We start from the raw sequence: 18,198 nt of genomic DNA, 5'->3' as shown, positions 1-18,198 counted from the left end.
CCGGGAGCGCCCGCCGCGCCCGCTTGGAGGAGATGCTCGTGAGGCGGGTACGCACCTGGCTGCCCGGCCTGCTCCTCGTCGCCCCGTCGATCGTGGCGATCGGCGTGTTCGTGTACGGCATGCTGGGCTGGAACTTCCGGCTGGCGATGACCGACAAGCACGACGAGGTGTCGGAGGGCAGGTTCGTCGGCCTGGAGAACTTCATCGGCCTCTGGGATCAGCCCAGATGGCATATATCGGTCAACCACGCGATCATGTTCACGATCGTGTTCGTGCTGGGCGCCCTGGTGCTCGGCTGGTTCCTCGCCTTCCTCATGGAGAAGGGCATCAGGGGCGAGGGCACGTTCCGGGCCGTCTACCTCTTCCCGATGGCCATCTCGTTCGTCGCCACGGGCATCGTGTGGCGGTGGCTGATGAACTCGGGGATGGAGGAGCGGGCGGTCGGGTTGAACCGGCTGTTCGACGCGGTCGGGCTGCCGCAGTGGCAGTGGTTCCGGGACCCGGACTGGGGGATGGCGGCCATGGCCCTCCCCGCCATCTGGCAGATGTCCGGATATGTCATGGCACTGTTCCTGGCGGGCTTCCGGGGCGTGCCCGAGGAACTGCGCGAGGCCGCGCGGGTGGACGGCTGCACCGAGTGGGGCGTCTACCGGCACGTGGTGCTGCCCCTGCTGCGCCCGGTGACGCTGTCGGCGCTGATCATCCTGGGGCACATCTCGCTGAAGGTGTTCGACCTCATCGTGGCGGTGTCGGGCAAGCAGATCATCACCGACGTGCCCGCGGTGTTCATGTGGGTGGCGGTGTTCGACTCCCACGACCCCGCCAAGGGCGCCACCATCGCCTCCTACATCGTGCTCAGCGTGGCGGTCTTCGTCATCCCGTACCTCGTCTGGTCCGTACGCAGGGAGCGGCGGTCATGACGGCGGTCGCGGCCGGACGCCGCAGGGCGTCCACCGCAGTGCGGACCGGCGTGCTGCTCGTGTTCGTGGCCGTCTTCCTGATCCCGATCTACGTCCTGCTGGTCACCAGCTTCAAGCCGCTCACCGAGGCCGACCCGGGCCAGGCGTGGAACCTGCCGCGGACCTGGACCGTCGAGGCGTGGCGGGTGGCCTGGGAGAAGCTGGCGCCAGGCCTGTGGAACAGCGTGCTGCTCGCGGTGCCCGGCTCGCTGCTGTCGTGCGCGCTCGGCTCCATGAACGGCTACGTGCTGTCGAAATGGCGCTTCCCGGGCGCCGACCTGGTGTTCACGTTGTTCCTGTTCGGGATGTTCATCCCGTACCAGGGCGTCATGATTCCGCTCGTGCAGCTCCTCGTGGGCCTGAACGAGCTGACCGGGCTGCAGTTCTACGGCGCCGTCCCTGGACTGGTGCTGGCGCACGTGGTCTACGGCATCCCGATCTGCACGCTGATCTTCCGCAACTACTACGTCACCATCCCGGGCGAGCTGATCGAGGCGTCGCGGGTGGACGGCGCGGGCATGCTGCGCACCTACTGGTCGGTGGTGCTGCCGGTCTCCGGCCCGGCGATCGCCGTGGTGATCATCTGGCAGTTCACGTCGCTGTGGAACGACTTCCTGTTCGCCGTCTTCCTGACCGGGCCGCAGAGCTGGCCCGCCACCGTGATGCTGAACAACATCGCCGGGGCCCAGGCCACGCCGTACAGCCAGCAGATGGCGGCGGCCGTCCTGGCGTCGGTGCCGACGATGCTCATCTACGTGCTGCTGGGCCGCTTCTTCATGCGCGGCCTGATGGCGGGCGCGCTGAAGGGTTAGCCCGGGCGGCGGCGGTCAGCGGCTGGCCGGCGCGGGGTTGGCACAGTGGGCGAGCGGCTCGCCGCGCAGGTAGCGGGCCACGTCCGCCGCCACGATCCGCGCCGCCTTGACCGCCGTCTCCTTGCTGGCCCCGGCCAGGTGCGGGGTCATCACCAGGTTCGGCGTCGTCAGCAGGCGCGACCCCGGCGGGATGGGCTCCTCGGGGAAGACGTCCAGCGCGGCGCCGAACAGGTGACCGGAGTCGAGCGCGTCGCACAGCGCGTCGTAGTCGAGCAGCGCCCCCCTCGCGCAGTTGACCAGCACCGAACCGGGCGGCATCAGCGCGAGCTGGGCCGCGCCGATCATCCCGGCGGTCTCCGGCGTGGCCCGGGCGTGCAGGGACACGAACCCGGAGCGCGACAGCAGCTCGTCCAGCTCGACGGAGCCGGGCGTCTCCACGTACGGGTCGTAGATCAGCACCTCGGCCCCGAAACCCGCCAGCATGCGGGCCACCCGCCGGCCGATCGCGCCGTAGCCGACCAGGCCGACCGTGCCGCCCTCCAGCTCCGGGCCGACCTTGTCGTAGCTGTAGTAGTCGCCCCGCCACACGCCCCCGGCGAGATCGGCGTGCGTCTGCGGGATGCGGCGGGTGGCGGCCAGCAGCATGGCGACGGTGTGCTCGGCGGTGGCGACCGCGTTGCGCCCGGGGGCGAAGGTGACCGCGACTCCGGCCGCCGTGGCGGCCTCCAGGTTGGCGTTGACCGGACCGCCGCGGCTGACGCAGAACAGCCGCAGGTCGGGGGACGCCTCCAGGACGCGCCGGGTCAGCGGCGCCATCTGCGTGACGCAGATCTCCACCCCGCGCAGCGCCTCGATCAGCTCGTCCTCCACGTCGGACGCCTCGTTCACCTCGCTCACGGGCCCGAAGGGCACCACCGGCCACGGCAGCGTCAGCTCGCGGACGTCCAGCTCGCCGGGCACCTCGTCGCGCAGCGCGTCGACGAACAGGCGGTTGTGGACGAAATGGTCTCCGGCGGCCAATACTCGGACGGTCAAGAAACGGCTCCCATCGGGCTGTTGAACTGAAGGACCGCGACCTCGTCGTCACGCAGGCGCAGCTCGGTGACCGCGCAGTTGTCGAGGCGGGGGAACAGCCGCCGGTACGAGCCCAGCGGCACGCCGATGAGCCGGCACAGGGCGAGCCTGATCGCGGTCGTGTGGGCCACGACGAGCACCCGCTCGCCGGGGTGGGCGGCGCAGATGTCGTCCAGGGCGGCCGTGAACCGGGTGGCCGCCTCGTGCGGGTCCTCGCCGCCCGGCAGCGGGTGGGCGGCCGGGTCGGCCTCGAAGGCGGCGCGCGCCTCGGGGAAGCGTTCGCGCATCTCGGCGGCGGTGAGCCCGTCGCCGCGGCCGAAGTCCAGCTCGCGCAGGCGGTCGTCCACCCGCAGCTCCACGCCCGCGGCCTTGGCGCTGGCCGCGGCGGTGATCTGGGCCCGGCTGAGCGTGGACGCCCAGACGGCGGACAGGCCGGCGGAGGCGGCCCAGACCGCGAGCTGCCGGGCCTGGTCGTGCCCGCGCGGTGTCAGCTCGACGTCGCTGAGCCCGGCGTAGCGGTTCTCGGCATGCCAGACGGTCTCGCCGTGGCGGACGAGCACGAGCCGGGTCATGGGGCGGTCCTTTCGCGTGCGGCGCGGGTGCGGGCGTGGGCGGCGGCGGGCGCGGCCAGCCAGCCGCGGTCCTCCAGCTCGCCGACGAAACGCAGGTAGTGCTCGGTCAGGTCCTCGCCGCCCGGCTCGACGATCTCTCGGGTGCGCACCATGCGCGCCGTGATCTCACGGCTCGCCTCGCGCGTCCGGTCGGGCCCCGCCCCGCGCGAGGCGGCGCCGACCGCGGCGAGCAGCGCCATGCCGAGTGCGGGCTCGGCGTTCTCGCGCAACGTGACGGGCCGGCCGAGGACGCCGGCGCGCAGCCGGTTCCAGTACGCGCTGCGGGCCGCGCCGCCGGTGAGAATGATCTCGCCGTCCGCGGGCGCGCCGAGCAGGTCGAGGTAGTCGAAGCAGAGACGCTCGACGTACGCGGCGCCCCGCAGGATCGCGGCGTAGCGGTCCACGTCGTCGGTCACCTCGCCGAGCGTGAAGCCCTCCGCGTCCGGCGCGGCGAAGGGGAACCGCTCGCCGCGCGACACCAGCGGGTAGATGGTGGCGTCAGGGGCGCGCCCGCCCCCGGGCCCCCGGCCGAACCGCTCGGCCGCCAGGTGGCCGAGCGCGTCGAGGTCGCGGCCGGGCAGGTCACGCGCGAGCACGCCGGCGCCCGTGCTCGACGCGCCGCCCGGCAGCCAGGAGCCGTCCGGCGCCTTGTGCGAGTAGACGACGCCCAGCGGGTCGTGGACGAGGTCGCGGGTGACGCCCTTGAGCACCAGCGTCGTGCCGAGCACGGAGTTCCAGCTCCCGGGGACGAGGGCGCCCGCGCCGAGCTGCGCCGCGCAGCCGTCGGTGGTGCCGGCGACCACGGGGGTGCCCGCCGGGATGCCGGTGGCGGCGGCCGCCTCGGCGCAGACCTCGCCGAGCACGCTGCCCGGCCGGACCACGGCGGGCAGCAGGGAGGCGGGCACGCCCAGCGCGTCGAACACCTCGGCCGGCCAGCGCTCGTCGATCAGGTGCACGCCGGTCTTGAGCGCGTTGCTCAGGTCGGTCGCCACGTCCCGGCCGACCAGCCGCCGGTTGACGAAGTCGCTCTGGTGCGTCAGCCGGGCCCCCGCGGGCGCGTCCCGCAGCAGCCACAGCAGCTTGGGCAGCGCCCAGGTGGCCTGCATCCGCCGGTAGCCGAGCGTCTCCCACACCGCAGCTCCGGCGGCGTTGACCCGCTCCACCTGGCCGGCGGCGCGCCGGTCGTCGTACATCAGGCCCGGCGTGAGCGGCCGGCCGTCGCCGCCGGCGAGCAGGACGGTGCCCGAAGTGGCGTCCACGGCCACCCCGCCGACCCGCCCGGGCGGCACGTCGCGCAGCGCCTCGCGGGTGGCGGCGGCCAGCTCGCGCCACCACTGCTCGGGGTCCTGCTCGTGCCGAGGCCCGTCGCGGTGGCTGGTCAGCGGTCGGCCGGCCGCGCCCAGCACCCGGCCGTCGTCGGCGACGGCCATCGCCCGGACGCTCTGCGTGCCCAGGTCGACGCCGATCCACACGCTCATGGCCGGCCCCCGGCCCGGGCGCGCATCCCGGCGAGCAGCGGCCAGGTGCGCGCGGTGGTCTCGCGCAGGGCCAGGAAGTCGTGGTAGGCCGTCCGGTACGGGCCGGGCTCGGGGCGCACGGGGTCGCGTAGCCGGACGTACTTGCCGGCGGCGGCCGCGAGGTCGGGCGCGGCGCCGGTGGCCACCAGCCCGACCAGGTGGGCGCCCCGCGCGCCGACCTCGGCGTCGGCCGAGCGGAGCACCGGCAGGCCGGTCACGTCGGCGATCATCCGTACCCACAGTTCACTGGCGGAGCCGCCGCCGCACGCCCGCAGCTCGCGCGGGGGCGTGGCGAAGGCGGCCAGGCAGTCCTGGATGACGAGGGTGAGCCCTTCGAGGACGGCACGGGCGACGTGCTCGCGGCCGTGCTCGAACGACATGCCGAGGAAGGCGCCGCGGGCGAGCGGGTCGGAGAACGGCGCCCGCTCGCCGGCCGGGGAGAAGTACGGCTGGAACGCCAGCCCGGCCGCGCCCGGCGGGGCCGCGGCGGCCAGCTCGCCCAGCGCCTCCGGGCCGGGCAGCCCGAGCAGGCGGCACGCCCACTGGACCACCTCGACGCCGGCGAAGGTGGGGAAGGCCCGCAGGTAGCCGCCGGGCGCCGCGACCGTGATGCCCACCGGGTCGCCGTCGAGGTCCGGCTCGGAGATCAGCGTCTCGGTGCACAGGGTGGTGCCCAGGATGCCGCACGCCTGCCCCGGGCTGACGGCGCCGGCGCCGATGGCGGTCGCGACGATGTCGTACGGGCCCAGCACGACCGGGGTGCCGGCCGGCAGGCCCAGCAGGGCGGCGGCGTCCGGGGTGAGCGGCGCGACGCGGCGGGCGTCGCCGCGCGGCTCGGGCAGCAGCCGCGCCGCCCAGTCGAGGCCGAACAGGGCGAGCAGCTCCGGCGAGTACGCGCGGGCGCGCAGGTCCATGAACGGGGCCGAGGCGTCGGACTCGTCGGCGGCGATCTCGCCGGTGAGCCTGGAGAAGATCCAGCCCCCGCAGGTCAGCGCGGCGGCGGAGCGGTCGAGCCGGCCGGGGTCGTGCTCCTTCAGCCAGGTGAGGATCGCGTGCGGCAGCCCGGAGGCGGCGGCCGAGCCGTTGACGCGGAAGGCCTGCTCGGCCAGGCCGGAGCGGTGCCAGGCGTTCACGGTGGCGGCGGCCCGGCCGTCGTTCCACAGGATGGCCGGGCCGGTGGGTTCGCCGGCCGCGTCGACGAGCCAGACGCCGTCGCCCTGGGCGGTGACCGCGACGAAGTCGGCCGGGCCGACCCTGGCCGCGACGTCGCGCACGGTCCTGGCGACCGCGTCCCAGACCGCGGCCATGTCCTGCTCGGCGTGGCCGGGAGCGGGCCTGGACACGCCGGTCTCGTGCCGGGCGAGGGCGACCTCCGCCCCGGTCTCGTCGTAGCCGACCGCCTTGATCACCGTGGTGCCGGCGTCGACGCAGATGACCGCCATCAGGCCCGTCCGTGGGAGGTGCGCGACTTGCGGGCGACCGAGTCGACGACCACGGCGAGCAGCAGCACCACGCCCGTGACGACGAAGCGGATGGAGGAGTCGAGGTTGAGCAGGGTCAGGCCGCTGGAGATGGACTGGATGACGATGATGCCGAGCAGCGCGCTGAACGCCGTGCCGCGCCCGCCGAACAGGCTCGTCCCGCCGATCACCGCGGCCGCGATGGCGTTGAGGTTGACGTCGCCGCCGCCGCTGCTCTGGTTGACGGCGGCGAGCCGGGCGGCGGCGAGGATGCCGCCCACGGCGGCGAAGGTGGTGCAGAGCACGAACGCGGAGGTGTAGACGGCCTTGACGTTGATGCCCGCCCGCCGGGCCGCCTCCACGTTGCCGCCGACGGCGTAGACGGACCGGCCCCACTTGGTGCGCGACAGCAGGTAGTGCATGACCAGCACGAGCCCGACGAAGAGCACGAACATCCAGCCGACGCCGCGGGTCCGGCCGAGGTACCAGACCACGAACACCAGCACGGCCAGCAGCGCCGCGCTGCGCACCGCGAGCATGGTGACGCTGTTGGCCGACAGCCCCGCCTTGCGGCGCTCGCGCGCGTGGACGTACCCGCTGGCGAACAGTCCGGCGGCGGCGAGCACCGCGAACGTGTACGACAGCCAGGCCGGGACGAAGGCGAGCTGCGCGAAGTGCACCAGGCCGGAGTCGAAGGGCAGGTTGATCGAGCCCCGGCTGCGCAGCACGTAGAGCTGCAGCCCGAGGAAGGCGAGCAGCCCGGCCAGCGTGATGACGAAGCTGGGCACGCCGAACCGGTTGAACAGCTGCGCGTACAGCCAGCCGATCACCGCGCCCATGGCGACGGCGGCGGCGATGGCCGCCCAGACGGGCAGGCCCTGCAGCACGAACAGCACGCCGACCACCGCGCCGGACAGGCCGCTGATCGAGCCCACGGACAGGTCGATCTGGGCGACGAGCAGCACGCACACGATGCCGAGCGCGATGATGCCGACCGCGGCCGATTCCAGGGTGAGGTTCACCAGGTTGGCGCTGGACAGGAAGACCGGGTTGAGCGCCTGCAGCACGCTCCAGATGACGACGAGGCCGACGACGACGGGGATCACCCCGAGGTCGCCGCCGCGGGCCCGCTCGACGACGTCGGTGATCGCGCCGCGCACGCCGACGCGGGCCTGCAGCCGCTCGTCCTGACGGTCGGTGGTGACCATGGTGTTCACGAGGTGAGCCCTTCCTTGTGCCGCGCCTGCCGCGTCTGGTTGCGCTCGTTCCGCTGGGACACCGCGTTGTCGGTGGCCCCGGTGATCGCGGCGATGATGTCCTCGGTGGACACGTCGGCCACGGGGAACACCCCGTTGTTGCGCCCGAGCCTGAGCACCGCCACGGTGTCGGCCACGGCCTTCACGTCCGCCATGTTGTGGCTGATCATGATGACGCCGAGGCCGTGCTCGCGGAGCCGTTCGACCAGGTTGAGCACCTCGGCGGTCTGCGCGACGCCGAGGGCGGCCGTGGGCTCGTCGAGGATGATGACCTTCGGTTCGCCGAGCAGTGACCTGGCGATCGCGACGGTCTGCCGCTGGCCGCCGGACAGCGACGCGACCGGCACCCGCACGCTGGGGATCTTCGCCGAGAGCTGGCGGAGCAGCTCCCACGAGCGGGTCTCCATCTCCACCTCGTTCAGGCGGAGCGGGCGGACCTCCTGCCCCAGGAACAGGTTCTGGATCACGTTGAGGTTCTCGCACAGCGCGAGGTCCTGGAAGACGGTGGCGATGCCGAGCCGGTGGGCCGCCGCCGGGTTCGGGATGGAGACCTCCTTCGCGTCGAAGCAGATCGTGCCCGAGTCCGGCGGGTGCACCCCTGACAGGATCTTCACCAGCGTCGACTTGCCGGCGCCGTTGTCGCCGACGATCGCGACGACGTGCCCGGCGGGCACGTCCAGGTCCACGTCGGTGAGTGCGGCGACGGCGCCGAAGTGCTTGCTGATGCCGCGCAGGGACAGCACGACGCTGTCCGTCCGCTGCTCGGCCGCTTGCTGGGTGGAGGTCAACGGGACTCCCGGAGGTCTACTGGATGCCGAGCTCGGCGCAGCCCTTGGCGTACTCGCCGGTGCACGCGTCGGCGGCCTTCATGATCCCGCTCTCGAACAGCACTTCCTTGATGTTCTCCCTGGTCACGACCGTGGGGACGAACAGCTCGGACGGGGTGTTGTAGAGCGTGGTCTTGCCGGCGGGCTTCTTGCCCTGCATGAACTCGTAGGCGATGTTCGCCGACGCCTCGGCCACGATCTTGATGGGCTTGGAGATGGTGTTGTACTGGTCGCCGGCGATGATGCGCTGGGCCGCTGCGAGCTCGGCGTCGTTGCCGGTGACCGGCGGGACCTTCACTCCGGCGGCCTTGAACGCGGCGATGGCGCCGCCGCCCGTGCCGTCGTTGGCCGCCACCACGCCCGCGATCTGGTCGCGGAAGCGGGTGATCTGGCCGCTCACCCAGGTCTGCGCCTTCTCCGGCTGCCAGTCGGGGGTGTCGTACTCGGCGAGCAGCTTGAAGCCGCTCGGGTCGATCGCGCTGTGGATGCCCTTCTTGATCAGGCCGGCCGCGGCGTCCGTCGGGGAGCCGTTGACCTGCAGGAGCCCGCCCTCGGCGTTCTGCTCCTTGAGGTGGTCGACCAGTGACTGGGCGATCATCGAGCCGATCTTCTCGTTGTCGAACGAGACGTAGTAGTCGGCGGGCTTGTCCGGGATGGGCCGGTCGTAGGCGATGACCGGCACCTGCTGCGACTGGGCGGTCTGGACGATGGTGGCCGCCGCGGCGGAGTCGACGGGGTCGAGCACGATGGCCTTCACGCCCTGGGCGAGGGCCGAGTTGGCCTGCTGCTGCTGCTTGGCGGCGTCGGAGTCGGCGTTCTGGTAGATGACCGTGCAGCTCGGGCAGAGCTGCTTCATCTTGGCCTCGAACAGCGGCTTGTCCTGCAGCTCGTACCTGGTCGAGGCCAGGTCGGGCATCAGGAAGGCCACCTTGGCGTTCTCCACGCCGCCACCGCCGGCCGGTGAGCCGGTGCCGCCGGAGCCCGATTCGGTTCCGGAGCCGCAACCGGCCAGGGCCACGCTGGCCGCGACCGCCGCCGCGGCGAACGTCGTAGTCCGCTTCTTCGCACTTTTCACGGGTTGTTCCTCACCTTGCTGGGTCCCTTGAGTTCCCCCAAGCGCCGCACCCGAGCCGTCTCACACCCGGCGGTGCGTTGTGGTGCACTTCACGCTAGCGCGGCTTCGGAACCTTTGTCCAGCAAAAGTGTTCACAGTGTTCGGACATGGGTGACCTGCTGTTCGTCCGTGGAAGGTAGATCCCCGGTGCCGGGACGGCCGGTCAGGCGACGGCGGCGAGCAGGCTCTCGGCCGTGAGCGCGTCGGTGACGAGCCGGTTGAAGTAGCCGCCCCGGGCACCCGCGATGATCGAGACGACCTTCTCCGGGCCCACCGCGACCGCGATGGAGCAGGGGATGCCGCGCAGTTCCTCCAGGCCGGTCGCCACCAGCCGCTCGCTGCCCGGATAGCCCACCGGCTGCCCCTCGCGGTCGTAGAAGCGCGAGCACACGTCGCCCACGGCGCGCCGCAGGCTGTCGGCGTAGCGCGGCACGAAGGCCGGCACGATCTGCCGCATCAGCGGCGGCGACCCCACGCCGACGATCGCGCACTTGGCGTGCGCCCACAGGTCCATCACCTTGCGCACCGACGGCTCGTGCTGCAGGGAGTAGAACAGCTCGGGGCCGGGCAGGGCCGGCGCGTACAGGTAGGCGGGCACGCCGCCGACCCGCTCGGCGAGCAGCCGGGTGGTCTCGTTGGTCTGGAACCAGGGCTGCGGGTCCTCCTGCCCGCCCACGGCCGGCGCGATCGTGACGCCGGGGAAGTGGCCGAGGCTCTCGCGGGCGCACTCGTAGACGGTGCTGCCCGACGACACCAGCACGACGTCGCCCGGCGTCAGGCCCACACCGGCGAGCGCCCTGGCCAGGCCGGGCGCCAGCCACGGCCCCAGCGCCGGGCCGCTCACCTTGGGCACCAGGTAGACCCGCTCCAGGCCCAGGGCCTCGGCCACGTCCGCGGCGAGGGGGCCCTCCTCCAGCGTGGAGGGGCGGTGCACCTTGATCTCGACGATGCCGTGCCGGCGCGCCTCGGTGAGCAGGCGGCTCACGGTGGCGCGGCTGACGCCCAGCCGCTTGGCGATGTCGGCCTGCGTGGCGTCCTCAAGGTAGTACTGCGACGCGGCCGCGTACATCAGCTCCGGAGGGAACCTGGTCCCCTGGGGCTCAGGTGCGACGTCGGCGGCCTTCATGCGCGCGCCCTCTCCCTCGTCCGTGAACAGGTGTGCGGAACCGATGCCCACCGACTATACCTCCGTGCTCTCGGCCCCCAGGCTAGCGAGCCCCGCGCCCGCCCAGGGGCGGTTCACGGCAGGCCGCCCGCCACCAGGGCGTCGCCGAGCGGCGTGCGGGAGTAGCGGACGCTGCGCCCGGTGCGTGTCCCGGTGACCAGACCGGCGCCGCGCAACGCCGCCAGATGGCCGCCGGTGGTGCCGACACTCTGCCCGAGCAGCGCGGCCAGGTGCGTGGTGGTGGCGGGCACGGCCAACTCGGCCAGGACCCGCGCCCGGCTGCGGCCCAGCACCGCCGCCAGGGCCGCGCCGTCCGGCGCCGGCGGTCCGGCCGCCACGCCCCACGCCGGATAGACCAGCGCGTACGGCCAGGCGTCCTCCAGGTAGGCCCCGACTCTGCCGGTGAACACCGAGGGGACGAACAGCAGGCCCCGGCCGCCGAGCCGGTGCCGCCCGTCCCGCCCGCCGGCCCGGTCGCCGTCGCCGCGCATGCGGACCGCGATGTGCCCGTCGTCGTGCCAGCTCACCTGCCTGCTCAGATCCTCCAGCGCGGCGGCCCAGCCGTACGCCGCCAGCCGCCCCGCCCGCCGCGCCACGTCGCGCTCCAGCAGGGCGTGCAGGCGCGGCCACTCCCGCGACACGATCTCCCGCCACAGCGCCTCCCACCCCCGGGCGAGCACGTGGACGACGTCCGGCCCCAGCAGCAGCTCCCTGACCCAGTCCGGGACGGGCGGCCGGCTCGCCAGCACCGCGGTGATCTCCGCGTGCGCCTGCTCCACCGGGGTCGCGCGCATCCGGGCCAGCTCCGTCTCGAACGGCACCCCCACCCCGGCGGGCGGCGGTGCGACGAAGTCGACGTTGTCGCCCTTGATCCCGGTGATCGCCGCCGTGGCCCGCAGCGCGGGATGCGCCCGTTCGAGCTCCAGGTAGCACCCGCGCCACCGCGCGGCCCAGTCCCGGTGCGGCCCCGCCTCGATCCGGCGCGCGAGGACCCAGTGCGCGTGCATCGTCTCGATCAGCGGGGAGATGGCGAACCTGCTGGCCGCCACGTCCTGCGACGTGACCTCGATCCGGATCACCTTTCGGTTATATCCGAAACGTTGGCCCCTGGCCGGCCGGTGGCGCGAGCATCGGCCCTGTCCGGAACGCGGGATGGGGGAGGGCGCGGCGTGAGCGAGCGAGGGGCCACCTTCGGCGAGGTGTTCGCCGTCCGGGAGTTCAAGGTGCTGTTCGGCAGCTTCGCGCTGCTGGTCGCCGGTGACTCCGTGAAGATGCTGGCCCTGTCGGTGCTGGTGTACGCGCAGACGGGCTCGCCCGGCCTGTCGGCCGCCGCGTACATGGCGGGCTGGCTGCCCTACATCGCCGGCGGGGTGTTCCTGCTGTCGCTGGCCGACCGGCTCCCGCCGCGGGCGCTGATGATCGCCGGGGAGCTGGTGCGGGCGGTCACCTGCCTGCTGCTGGCCTACGCGGGGCTGCCGGTCTGGGCGATGATCGGGCTGGTGCTGGTCACGGGGGTGTTCTCGCCGGTGTTCGGCGCGGCGCGCACCGCGCTGCTGCCCGACGTGCTGCCCGGCGACGCCTTCGTGCTGGGCCGGTCGCTCATGGGAGTCACCTCGGCCGCCGCGCAGGTGACGGGACTGGCCGTGGGCGGCGCGTTCCTCGCGGCCGTGGGGCCGGACGGGGCGCTCGCGGCGACGGCCGGCCTGTCGCTGGTCGCGGCCGTGCTGCTCCGCCGTGGACTGCCACGCCGGCCGGCGAGGAGCGCCGGCGCCGGCTCGCGTGGGGCTGTCGGGCAGACACTGCGGGTGAACGGGCGGCTGCTGGCCGACCGGCGGGTACGCGGGCTGCTGCTGGCCTCCTGGCTGCCCACGGCGTGTGTGGCCGGAGCCGAGGCGATGGTCGTGCCCTACCTCGGCGGGCAGGGCCGGGCCGGCCTGGTGCTGGCGATGGCCGCCGTCGGGATGGCGGTGGGGGAGTTCACGGTGGGCAGGTTCGCGCCGCCCGCGCTGCGCGAACGGCTGTCGCTGCCGCTGGCCGTGCTGCTCGGGCTGCCGTGGCTGGCCTTCGCCGCCGGGCCCGGCCTGGCGGGGGCGGCGGCGCTCGCGGGGGTGGCGACGGCCGGGCTGGCGTACCAGCTCGGGTTGCAGCGGCGGTTCGTGGACGCGGTGCCGGAGGAGGTGCGCGGGCAGGCGTTCGGGCTGCTGTCGGCGGGCCTGATGTCCGGGCAGGCGGCGGGGGCCGCACTGGTGGGCGTGCTCGGCGAGCTGGCCGGGCCGGGCCCGGCGATCGCGGTGGCCGGCGGTCTGGGCGTCGTGGTGGCCCTCGCCCTCGCGGGGGTGCTGCGCCCGGAACGCCCCGCGCCGGTCAAGGAGGAAGCTCTCCCGAACCACGGGGAATGACGCGGACGGGCAGGCTCAGGTGCTCGGCCGGGCCGCCGTCGCCCGACAGGCGGCGGAACAGCAGCTCGGCCGCCAGCCTGCCCATCGAGGCGGGGTCCTGCGCCACCACGGTCACCCCCGGGCGCAGCAGGTCGGCCAGTTCGAAGTCGTCGAACCCGACCAGCGCCATCGGCCTGCCGTCCAGCGCGCGCAGCGCGGTCGTCGTGAGCCTGCCGTTGCCGGTGAAGAGCGCGGTCGGCGGGCTGTCCAGGGCGAGCATCCGGTCGAGGTCGGCCCGCACGTCCCGGGGCGCGGGTGCGCGCATCGACACGAGACGCTCGTCGAACAGGCGGCCCAGCGCCGCGCGGTAGCCGTGCAGCCGCCGGGAGGCCGTGTAGATCGACGGCCGGTCGCCGAGGAAGGCGATCCGGCGATGGCCGTGGGCGAGCAGGTGGCGGGTGGCCAGGCGGGCGCCCCCGTCGTTGTCGCAGAGCACGGTGTCCACGTCCAGGCCGGGGCCGGGCGGCCGGTCCACGAAGACGGCGGGCGTGCCCGCGTCCAGCTCGGGCCGCAGGAAGGAGTGCTCCTCGCCGGCCGGCACGACGATCAGCCCGTCCACCCGGCGCGCGCAGAAGGTGCGGATCAGCTCGCGCTCCCTGGCCGGGTCCTCGCCGGACGAGCCGCTGAGCAGCAGGCAGCCGTGCGCGGTGGTCACGTCCTCGACCGCGCGGCCGAGCGCGGAGTAGAAGGGGTCGGCCACGTCCTCGATGACCAGGCCGACGGTGGCGGTGCGGCCGCGGCGCAGCACGCGCGCGCTCTCGTTGCGGCTGTAGCCCAGCCTCTCGATGGCCTCGCGCACCCGCTCGGCCGTGCCCGGGTGGACGCCCGGCTCGCCGTTCACCACCCGTGACACGGTCTTGAGCGCCACGCCGGCGGCGGAGGCGACGTCCCTCATCGTCGGTCTCACGCCTGGATCATGTCCCATGTCGCTCGCATGGACAACGTTGTCACCCTCCCTGTCAGCGTACGGGCCGATTGACATTCTAGGGCATCTATGTTTCCTTAATGGCTCTAAGCACATCTACATGGCATAGGAGTGTCTGTGGCTCTTCAATGGGGGATCGCGCTCGTCGCGCTGCTGCTGGTGACGGCCGTGTGGTGGGGCATGTCCCGGCGCGCTCACACCCGCCGCCGCCGTCACGGGGAGCGTGGGGGCGCGTGACGACGGCCCGCAGGACGCGCAACCCGCTGGCCGGCGTCTTCGGCAAGTACGCCATGGCGGCGACCGTCACCGTCACCGAACAGGTCACGCCCACCATGCGGCGCCTCCGGCTGGAGACCGACCGGCCCATCGCCTTCCCCTACACCCCCGGCCAGCACGTCCGGATCGAGCTGAAGGACCCGCTGTCGGTCTCGGGCATCCTGCGCCCCGCCGACACGCTGCGCACCTACACGATCTGGGACTTCGACGAGCGGGCCCTCGAACTGCGGATCCACCTCTACGAGGGCGACGGCATCGGGCTGAGGTGGGCGCGAGAGGCCCGGCCCGGCGACCCGGTGACCTTCTGGTGGCCGCAGGGCGACTTCTTCACCCGCGAGGCGGAATACCACGTGTTCATCGGCGAGGAGACCGCGAGCGCCGCCTTCGGGCCGATGATCCGCGCGCTGGGGGCCTCGGCAGAGGTGTACGGGGTCCTGGAGAGCGACGCCCCCGAGCACGACCTGCCCGTCCCGGCTCCGGCGCCGCTGCGCCGCGTCCACCGCCACGGCGCGCCGGCCGCGTCCTCCCGGCTGCTGCTGGCCGCGGTGGCCGAGCTCGACCTGCCGAACAACGCCGGCGCCGCATACGTGGCCGGCGAGGCCAGGACCTGCCAGCTGGTACGCGACTTCCTGGTACGCGAGCGCAACTGGCCGCGTACCTCGATCAAGGTGAAGCCGTTCTGGACACCCGGCAAGCGGGGCCTGCACTGAGCCCGGCACGCCACGACCACAACAAGGAGACCCGGCAGTGAAAGTCATCATCGTGGGCGGCGGCATCGGCGGGCTGACCGCGGCCGTCGCCTTCCACCGGCGCGGCTGGCAGGTGGAGGTCCTGGAGCGCGCCCCCGCGTTCACCGAGGTCGGCGCGGGACTGGCCATCCAGCCCAACGGCCTGCGCGCCCTGGACACCCTCGGCCTCGGCGACGGCCTGCGCGCCACCTGCCCGGCCGGCCCGCCCGCGGGCATCCGCCGCGTCGACGGCGGCTGGCTGATCCGCAACGACGTCGACGGCCTCAGGCGCCGCTTCGGCTCGTGGGTGACCGTGCACCGGGCCGCCCTCGTCGACCTGCTGCGCCAAGCGGTGCCCGGAGAGTGCCTGCGGCCGGGCACCGACGTGCGCCAGGTGCGGCCCGACGGCACGGTCGTCCACGGCGACGGCACCTCCACCGCGGATCTCGTCGTGGGCGCCGACGGCGTGCACAGCGTGACCCGTCGCTCGCTCTGGCCGGACCTCCCCGGGCCGCGCTACGTCGGATACACGACCTGGCGACTCATCGCCCCGCCACGGGCCGTCGAGGGGAGCGTGGAGACGTGGGGCAGAGGCGCCCGGTTCGGGCACGTGCCCATGCCGGACGGCCGCGTCTACTGCTACCTGATGGCCAACGCGCCCGCCGGCTCCCGTGTCGGCCTGGACGAGCTGCGCGAACGCTTCGCGCACTGGCACGACCCGATCCCCGCGCTGCTCGACTCCGCGGAGCACGAGTCGGTGCTGCAACACGACACCTACGAGCTGCCGGACCTGCCCGGCTACGTCCACGGGAAGGCCGCCGTGCTCGGCGACGCCGCCCACGCCATGACCCCCAACCTCGGGCAGGGCGCCTGCCAGGCGATGGAGGACGCCGTCACGCTGGCCAAGGCCGTGGACACCCTCGGCGTACGGGGGGGCCTGGCGGCCTACGACAGCGCCCGAAGGCCGCGCACCCAGCTGATCGCCCGCCTGTCCCGCCAGGTCGGCGCACCCGCGCACTGGACGTCCGCGCCGCTGACCACGCTGCGCGACGCGGCCGTGCCGCTGCTGCCCCGCGCGTTCTTCGCCCGCTCGCTCACCCCCGCCTACACCTGGACACCCTGACATCTCCGCACGCCCGGGGCCGCGCGCGCGGCGGCGGCCCACCGGCGAACCCCCCTTCCCTCCAGAAAGGCTGCCCATGTCCCTCCCGCGGACCCTGATCACCATGGTCGGAGGCATCACCACGACCAGCGCCGTGCTCGCCGACCTCGTCATCCCCGACCTCGCGGCGCAGCACGCCTTCAACCCCGCCTGGCCGCCCCACGCCAAGTTCCACGACGCCCAGTACATGGTCATGACGGTGCTCCTCGGCCTCATCGGCCTGGCCCTGGCCCGGCGGCGGGGCGGGAACGAGCGCGGCAGGCTGCTGTGCGCCGCCGCGGTCCTGGCCACTCCCTGGCTCGGGATGTTCGGCGCGTTGCTGTTCCCCGACACCGCCACCTACGACCCGGAGTTCTCCGACCGGACCGTCTTCGTCCTCGGTCTGCACGGACAGGTCTTCATGGCGATCGTCCTGCTCCTGGTCCTGCTCGGCGCGGCGACAGCGGTGGCGCGCGGGCCCGTGGAGCCCGCCGTCCGGCGCTGAGCGGCGCTCGCGCCGCGATCCCGTACCGGGACGCATGTTGCGGCCGCCACGGGGAAGCCTGCTACCTTAGGTAAGGCTTACCTACGGCAAGCGGGGAAGGGACTTCCGGCGTGGTGACCGACGTGCTCGACCGAGTGGCCGCCGAGCGTGGCGGCGTGATCGGGCTGGCGCCCGGGCTGACCGTCTCGCCGGACGACAGCTGGACCTCCGCCGCCGAGCTGCTGCGCGAGCCGTACACGCTGCTGGGCGAGCTGGCCGACGAGACGGCCGCGCGCTACAACGCCCCGCGCCACGTCGGCGCGGCGCTGTTCTGGAAGACCTACGCCTACTGGCACACGATGCCGATGGCCCTCGGCTGGGCGCTCGACGCGCCGATCCCGCTCATGCCGCTGGACGACACCTTCTTCAAGGTCTCCGACGCCGGCGTGACCATCGCCGCCTCCCGGCTGGAGTGGGGCACCGGCGCCGCGGCCATCTCGCGGGCGCTGGCCGAGTCGCAGGAGCCGCTGGTGCGGGCCCTCGCCTCGCTGGCCAAGGTGGGCGAGCGGACGCTGTGGGGCTCGACGGCCGAGGCCCTGGCCCACCCGCTGACCAGCGTGGTGCCCGGCGACTTCATGGAGCTGCTGCGCCAGGTGGGCAAGCCCGTCGACGGGCTGATCGAGCCCCACGGCGACGGCTACTTCCGAAGGACGTGCTGCCTGTGGGTCACGCTGCCGGACGCGGACGCCTGCGGGACCTGCTGCGTGCTCAGGCCACGGCGTCGTCCCTAGCCGGCGGCCCCGCCTCCGGCTCCGGGTCGAGCGGGCGCAGCTCGTCGGCGTAGCTGACCGAGACGCGGCGCATCACGCCGGTGCCGTCGATCGAGTACTGCCCGAGCCGCCACAACGGCGGCGAGTAGGCGTGGATCGACACACTGCCGTGCACGGCGCCCGTCAGCCGGTGGATGTGCTCCGGCCCGAACGAGAACGACTGGCCCTCCGCCACCACCGTCTCCAGGTGCTCGCCGCCGATCCGCGGGTTGCATTCGAGCAGCGCGCCCCGCACCACGCGCACCGCGCCGGAGGAGATGTCGTGGTCGTGCCAGCCCGTGTCGTCCTCGGGACGCCAGCACAGCAGCCAGACGTCCACGTACGCGTCCCGGTGCAGCGAGGCGTAGTGGCGGCCCCCGTCGTCCGGGAAGGCCACGTGGTGCGCCCACTCCTGCGGGCGGGTGGCGAGATCGTCGACCAGGGCGCGCAGCTCGCGCCGGTCGAGCGTGCGCTCCGGGAGACCGGCGCACACGCTCGCGTCCTGGATGGGACGGCTGCGTTCGATGGTCGGCTGGGCGGCCTCGGTCACGTGAGTGCTTCCTTTCTGCTCAGGAGACTCTGCTCAGGAGACTCTGCTCAGG

Annotated in this window: 18 protein-coding genes; 7 read left to right on the top strand and 11 right to left on the bottom strand. The window is 73.5% G+C overall.

Going from position 1 to position 18,198, the window contains the following annotated elements:
* Positions 1-32: 32 nt before the first annotated feature.
* Complete coding sequence (locus tag ACGF0J_RS22890) at positions 33-920, top strand: carbohydrate ABC transporter permease (protein WP_393148927.1); 888 nt, start codon at positions 33-35, stop codon at positions 918-920.
* A complete protein-coding gene (locus ACGF0J_RS22885) occupies positions 917-1,771 on the top strand; it encodes a carbohydrate ABC transporter permease (RefSeq protein WP_393148925.1) in 855 nt (284 codons plus the stop codon). The genes ACGF0J_RS22890 and ACGF0J_RS22885 overlap by 4 nt, the downstream gene beginning before the upstream one ends.
* A gap of 15 nt (positions 1,772-1,786) precedes the next feature.
* On the opposite strand, the gene ACGF0J_RS22880 is transcribed toward ACGF0J_RS22885, so the two are convergent.
* From ACGF0J_RS22880 to ACGF0J_RS22840, 9 genes are all read right to left on the bottom strand, one after another.
* On the bottom strand, positions 1,787-2,806 hold the full coding sequence (locus ACGF0J_RS22880) for a 2-hydroxyacid dehydrogenase (protein WP_393148923.1): 1,020 nt from the start codon (positions 2,804-2,806) through the stop codon (positions 1,787-1,789).
* Complete coding sequence (locus tag ACGF0J_RS22875) at positions 2,803-3,417, bottom strand: histidine phosphatase family protein (RefSeq protein WP_393148921.1); 615 nt, start codon at positions 3,415-3,417, stop codon at positions 2,803-2,805. Before ACGF0J_RS22875 ends, ACGF0J_RS22880 begins: the two co-directional genes overlap by 4 nt.
* Positions 3,414-4,934, bottom strand: coding sequence for an FGGY-family carbohydrate kinase (locus tag ACGF0J_RS22870; RefSeq protein WP_393148919.1), 1,521 nt, complete (start codon positions 4,932-4,934; stop codon positions 3,414-3,416). The genes ACGF0J_RS22875 and ACGF0J_RS22870 overlap by 4 nt, the downstream gene beginning before the upstream one ends.
* On the bottom strand, positions 4,931-6,415 hold the full coding sequence (locus tag ACGF0J_RS22865; RefSeq protein WP_393148917.1) for an FGGY family carbohydrate kinase: 1,485 nt from the start codon (positions 6,413-6,415) through the stop codon (positions 4,931-4,933). The genes ACGF0J_RS22870 and ACGF0J_RS22865 overlap by 4 nt, the downstream gene beginning before the upstream one ends.
* Positions 6,415-7,641 carry a sugar ABC transporter permease gene (locus ACGF0J_RS22860; protein WP_393149220.1) on the bottom strand — a complete coding sequence of 409 codons (1,227 nt, stop codon included), beginning with the start codon at positions 7,639-7,641 and terminating at the stop codon, positions 6,415-6,417. Before ACGF0J_RS22860 ends, ACGF0J_RS22865 begins: the two co-directional genes overlap by 1 nt.
* Before the next feature lie 5 nt (positions 7,642-7,646).
* On the bottom strand, positions 7,647-8,477 hold the full coding sequence (locus ACGF0J_RS22855; RefSeq protein ID WP_393148915.1) for an ATP-binding cassette domain-containing protein: 831 nt from the start codon (positions 8,475-8,477) through the stop codon (positions 7,647-7,649).
* A gap of 16 nt (positions 8,478-8,493) precedes the next feature.
* Positions 8,494-9,591, bottom strand: a complete 1,098-nt coding sequence (locus ACGF0J_RS22850; RefSeq protein ID WP_393148913.1) for a sugar ABC transporter substrate-binding protein — start codon at positions 9,589-9,591, stop codon at positions 8,494-8,496.
* A gap of 202 nt (positions 9,592-9,793) precedes the next feature.
* On the bottom strand, positions 9,794-10,807 hold the full coding sequence (locus ACGF0J_RS22845) for a sugar-binding transcriptional regulator (RefSeq protein WP_393148911.1): 1,014 nt from the start codon (positions 10,805-10,807) through the stop codon (positions 9,794-9,796).
* A gap of 62 nt (positions 10,808-10,869) precedes the next feature.
* A complete protein-coding gene (locus ACGF0J_RS22840; protein ID WP_393148909.1) occupies positions 10,870-11,874 on the bottom strand; it encodes an ArsR family transcriptional regulator in 1,005 nt (334 codons plus the stop codon).
* A 90-nt stretch (positions 11,875-11,964) separates the two neighbouring features.
* Between ACGF0J_RS22840 and ACGF0J_RS22835 the strand changes: the two genes are divergently transcribed.
* Complete coding sequence (locus ACGF0J_RS22835) at positions 11,965-13,194, top strand: MFS transporter (protein WP_393148907.1); 1,230 nt, start codon at positions 11,965-11,967, stop codon at positions 13,192-13,194.
* Here the strand turns inward: ACGF0J_RS22835 and ACGF0J_RS22830 are convergent.
* Positions 13,160-14,140, bottom strand: a complete 981-nt coding sequence (locus ACGF0J_RS22830; RefSeq protein ID WP_393148905.1) for a LacI family DNA-binding transcriptional regulator — start codon at positions 14,138-14,140, stop codon at positions 13,160-13,162. The genes ACGF0J_RS22835 and ACGF0J_RS22830 overlap by 35 nt on opposite strands.
* A gap of 251 nt (positions 14,141-14,391) precedes the next feature.
* On the opposite strand from ACGF0J_RS22830, the gene ACGF0J_RS22825 reads away from it, so the two are divergent.
* From ACGF0J_RS22825 to ACGF0J_RS22810, 4 genes are all read left to right on the top strand, one after another.
* On the top strand, positions 14,392-15,144 hold the full coding sequence (locus ACGF0J_RS22825) for a siderophore-interacting protein (protein WP_393148903.1): 753 nt from the start codon (positions 14,392-14,394) through the stop codon (positions 15,142-15,144).
* Between the two features lie 37 nt (positions 15,145-15,181).
* Positions 15,182-16,285 (top strand): FAD-dependent monooxygenase, encoded by a 1,104-nt coding sequence (locus ACGF0J_RS22820; RefSeq protein ID WP_393148901.1) that lies wholly within the window; start codon positions 15,182-15,184, stop codon positions 16,283-16,285.
* Between the two features lie 76 nt (positions 16,286-16,361).
* Positions 16,362-16,808 carry a DUF6640 family protein gene (locus ACGF0J_RS22815; RefSeq protein ID WP_393148899.1) on the top strand — a complete coding sequence of 149 codons (447 nt, stop codon included), beginning with the start codon at positions 16,362-16,364 and terminating at the stop codon, positions 16,806-16,808.
* 110 nt (positions 16,809-16,918) lie between these two features.
* Positions 16,919-17,578 (top strand): hypothetical protein, encoded by a 660-nt coding sequence (locus ACGF0J_RS22810; protein WP_393148897.1) that lies wholly within the window; start codon positions 16,919-16,921, stop codon positions 17,576-17,578.
* Here the strand turns inward: ACGF0J_RS22810 and ACGF0J_RS22805 are convergent.
* Positions 17,556-18,146 (bottom strand): cysteine dioxygenase, encoded by a 591-nt coding sequence (locus ACGF0J_RS22805; protein ID WP_393148895.1) that lies wholly within the window; start codon positions 18,144-18,146, stop codon positions 17,556-17,558. The two genes, ACGF0J_RS22810 and ACGF0J_RS22805, sit on opposite strands and share 23 nt — an antisense overlap.
* Between the last annotated feature and the right edge of the window lie 52 nt (positions 18,147-18,198).

Origin of the sequence: Nonomuraea sp. NPDC047897 (genome assembly GCF_043204415.1) — a bacterium.
Taxonomy (GTDB): domain Bacteria; phylum Actinomycetota; class Actinomycetes; order Streptosporangiales; family Streptosporangiaceae; genus Nonomuraea.
This window is presented reverse-complemented; position numbering and strand designations above follow the sequence as displayed.

Coding starts and splice junctions, on each gene's coding strand:
- ACGF0J_RS22860 (WP_393149220.1), bottom strand. CDS start 7,641: ATGGTCACCACCGACCGTCAGGACGAGCGGCTGCAGGCCCGCGTCGGC.
- ACGF0J_RS22890 (WP_393148927.1), top strand. CDS start 33: ATGCTCGTGAGGCGGGTACGCACCTGGCTGCCCGGCCTGCTCCTCGTC.
- ACGF0J_RS22865 (WP_393148917.1), bottom strand. CDS start 6,415: ATGGCGGTCATCTGCGTCGACGCCGGCACCACGGTGATCAAGGCGGTC.
- ACGF0J_RS22875 (WP_393148921.1), bottom strand. CDS start 3,417: ATGACCCGGCTCGTGCTCGTCCGCCACGGCGAGACCGTCTGGCATGCC.
- ACGF0J_RS22885 (WP_393148925.1), top strand. CDS start 917: ATGACGGCGGTCGCGGCCGGACGCCGCAGGGCGTCCACCGCAGTGCGG.
- ACGF0J_RS22815 (WP_393148899.1), top strand. CDS start 16,362: ATGTCCCTCCCGCGGACCCTGATCACCATGGTCGGAGGCATCACCACG.
- ACGF0J_RS22870 (WP_393148919.1), bottom strand. CDS start 4,934: ATGAGCGTGTGGATCGGCGTCGACCTGGGCACGCAGAGCGTCCGGGCG.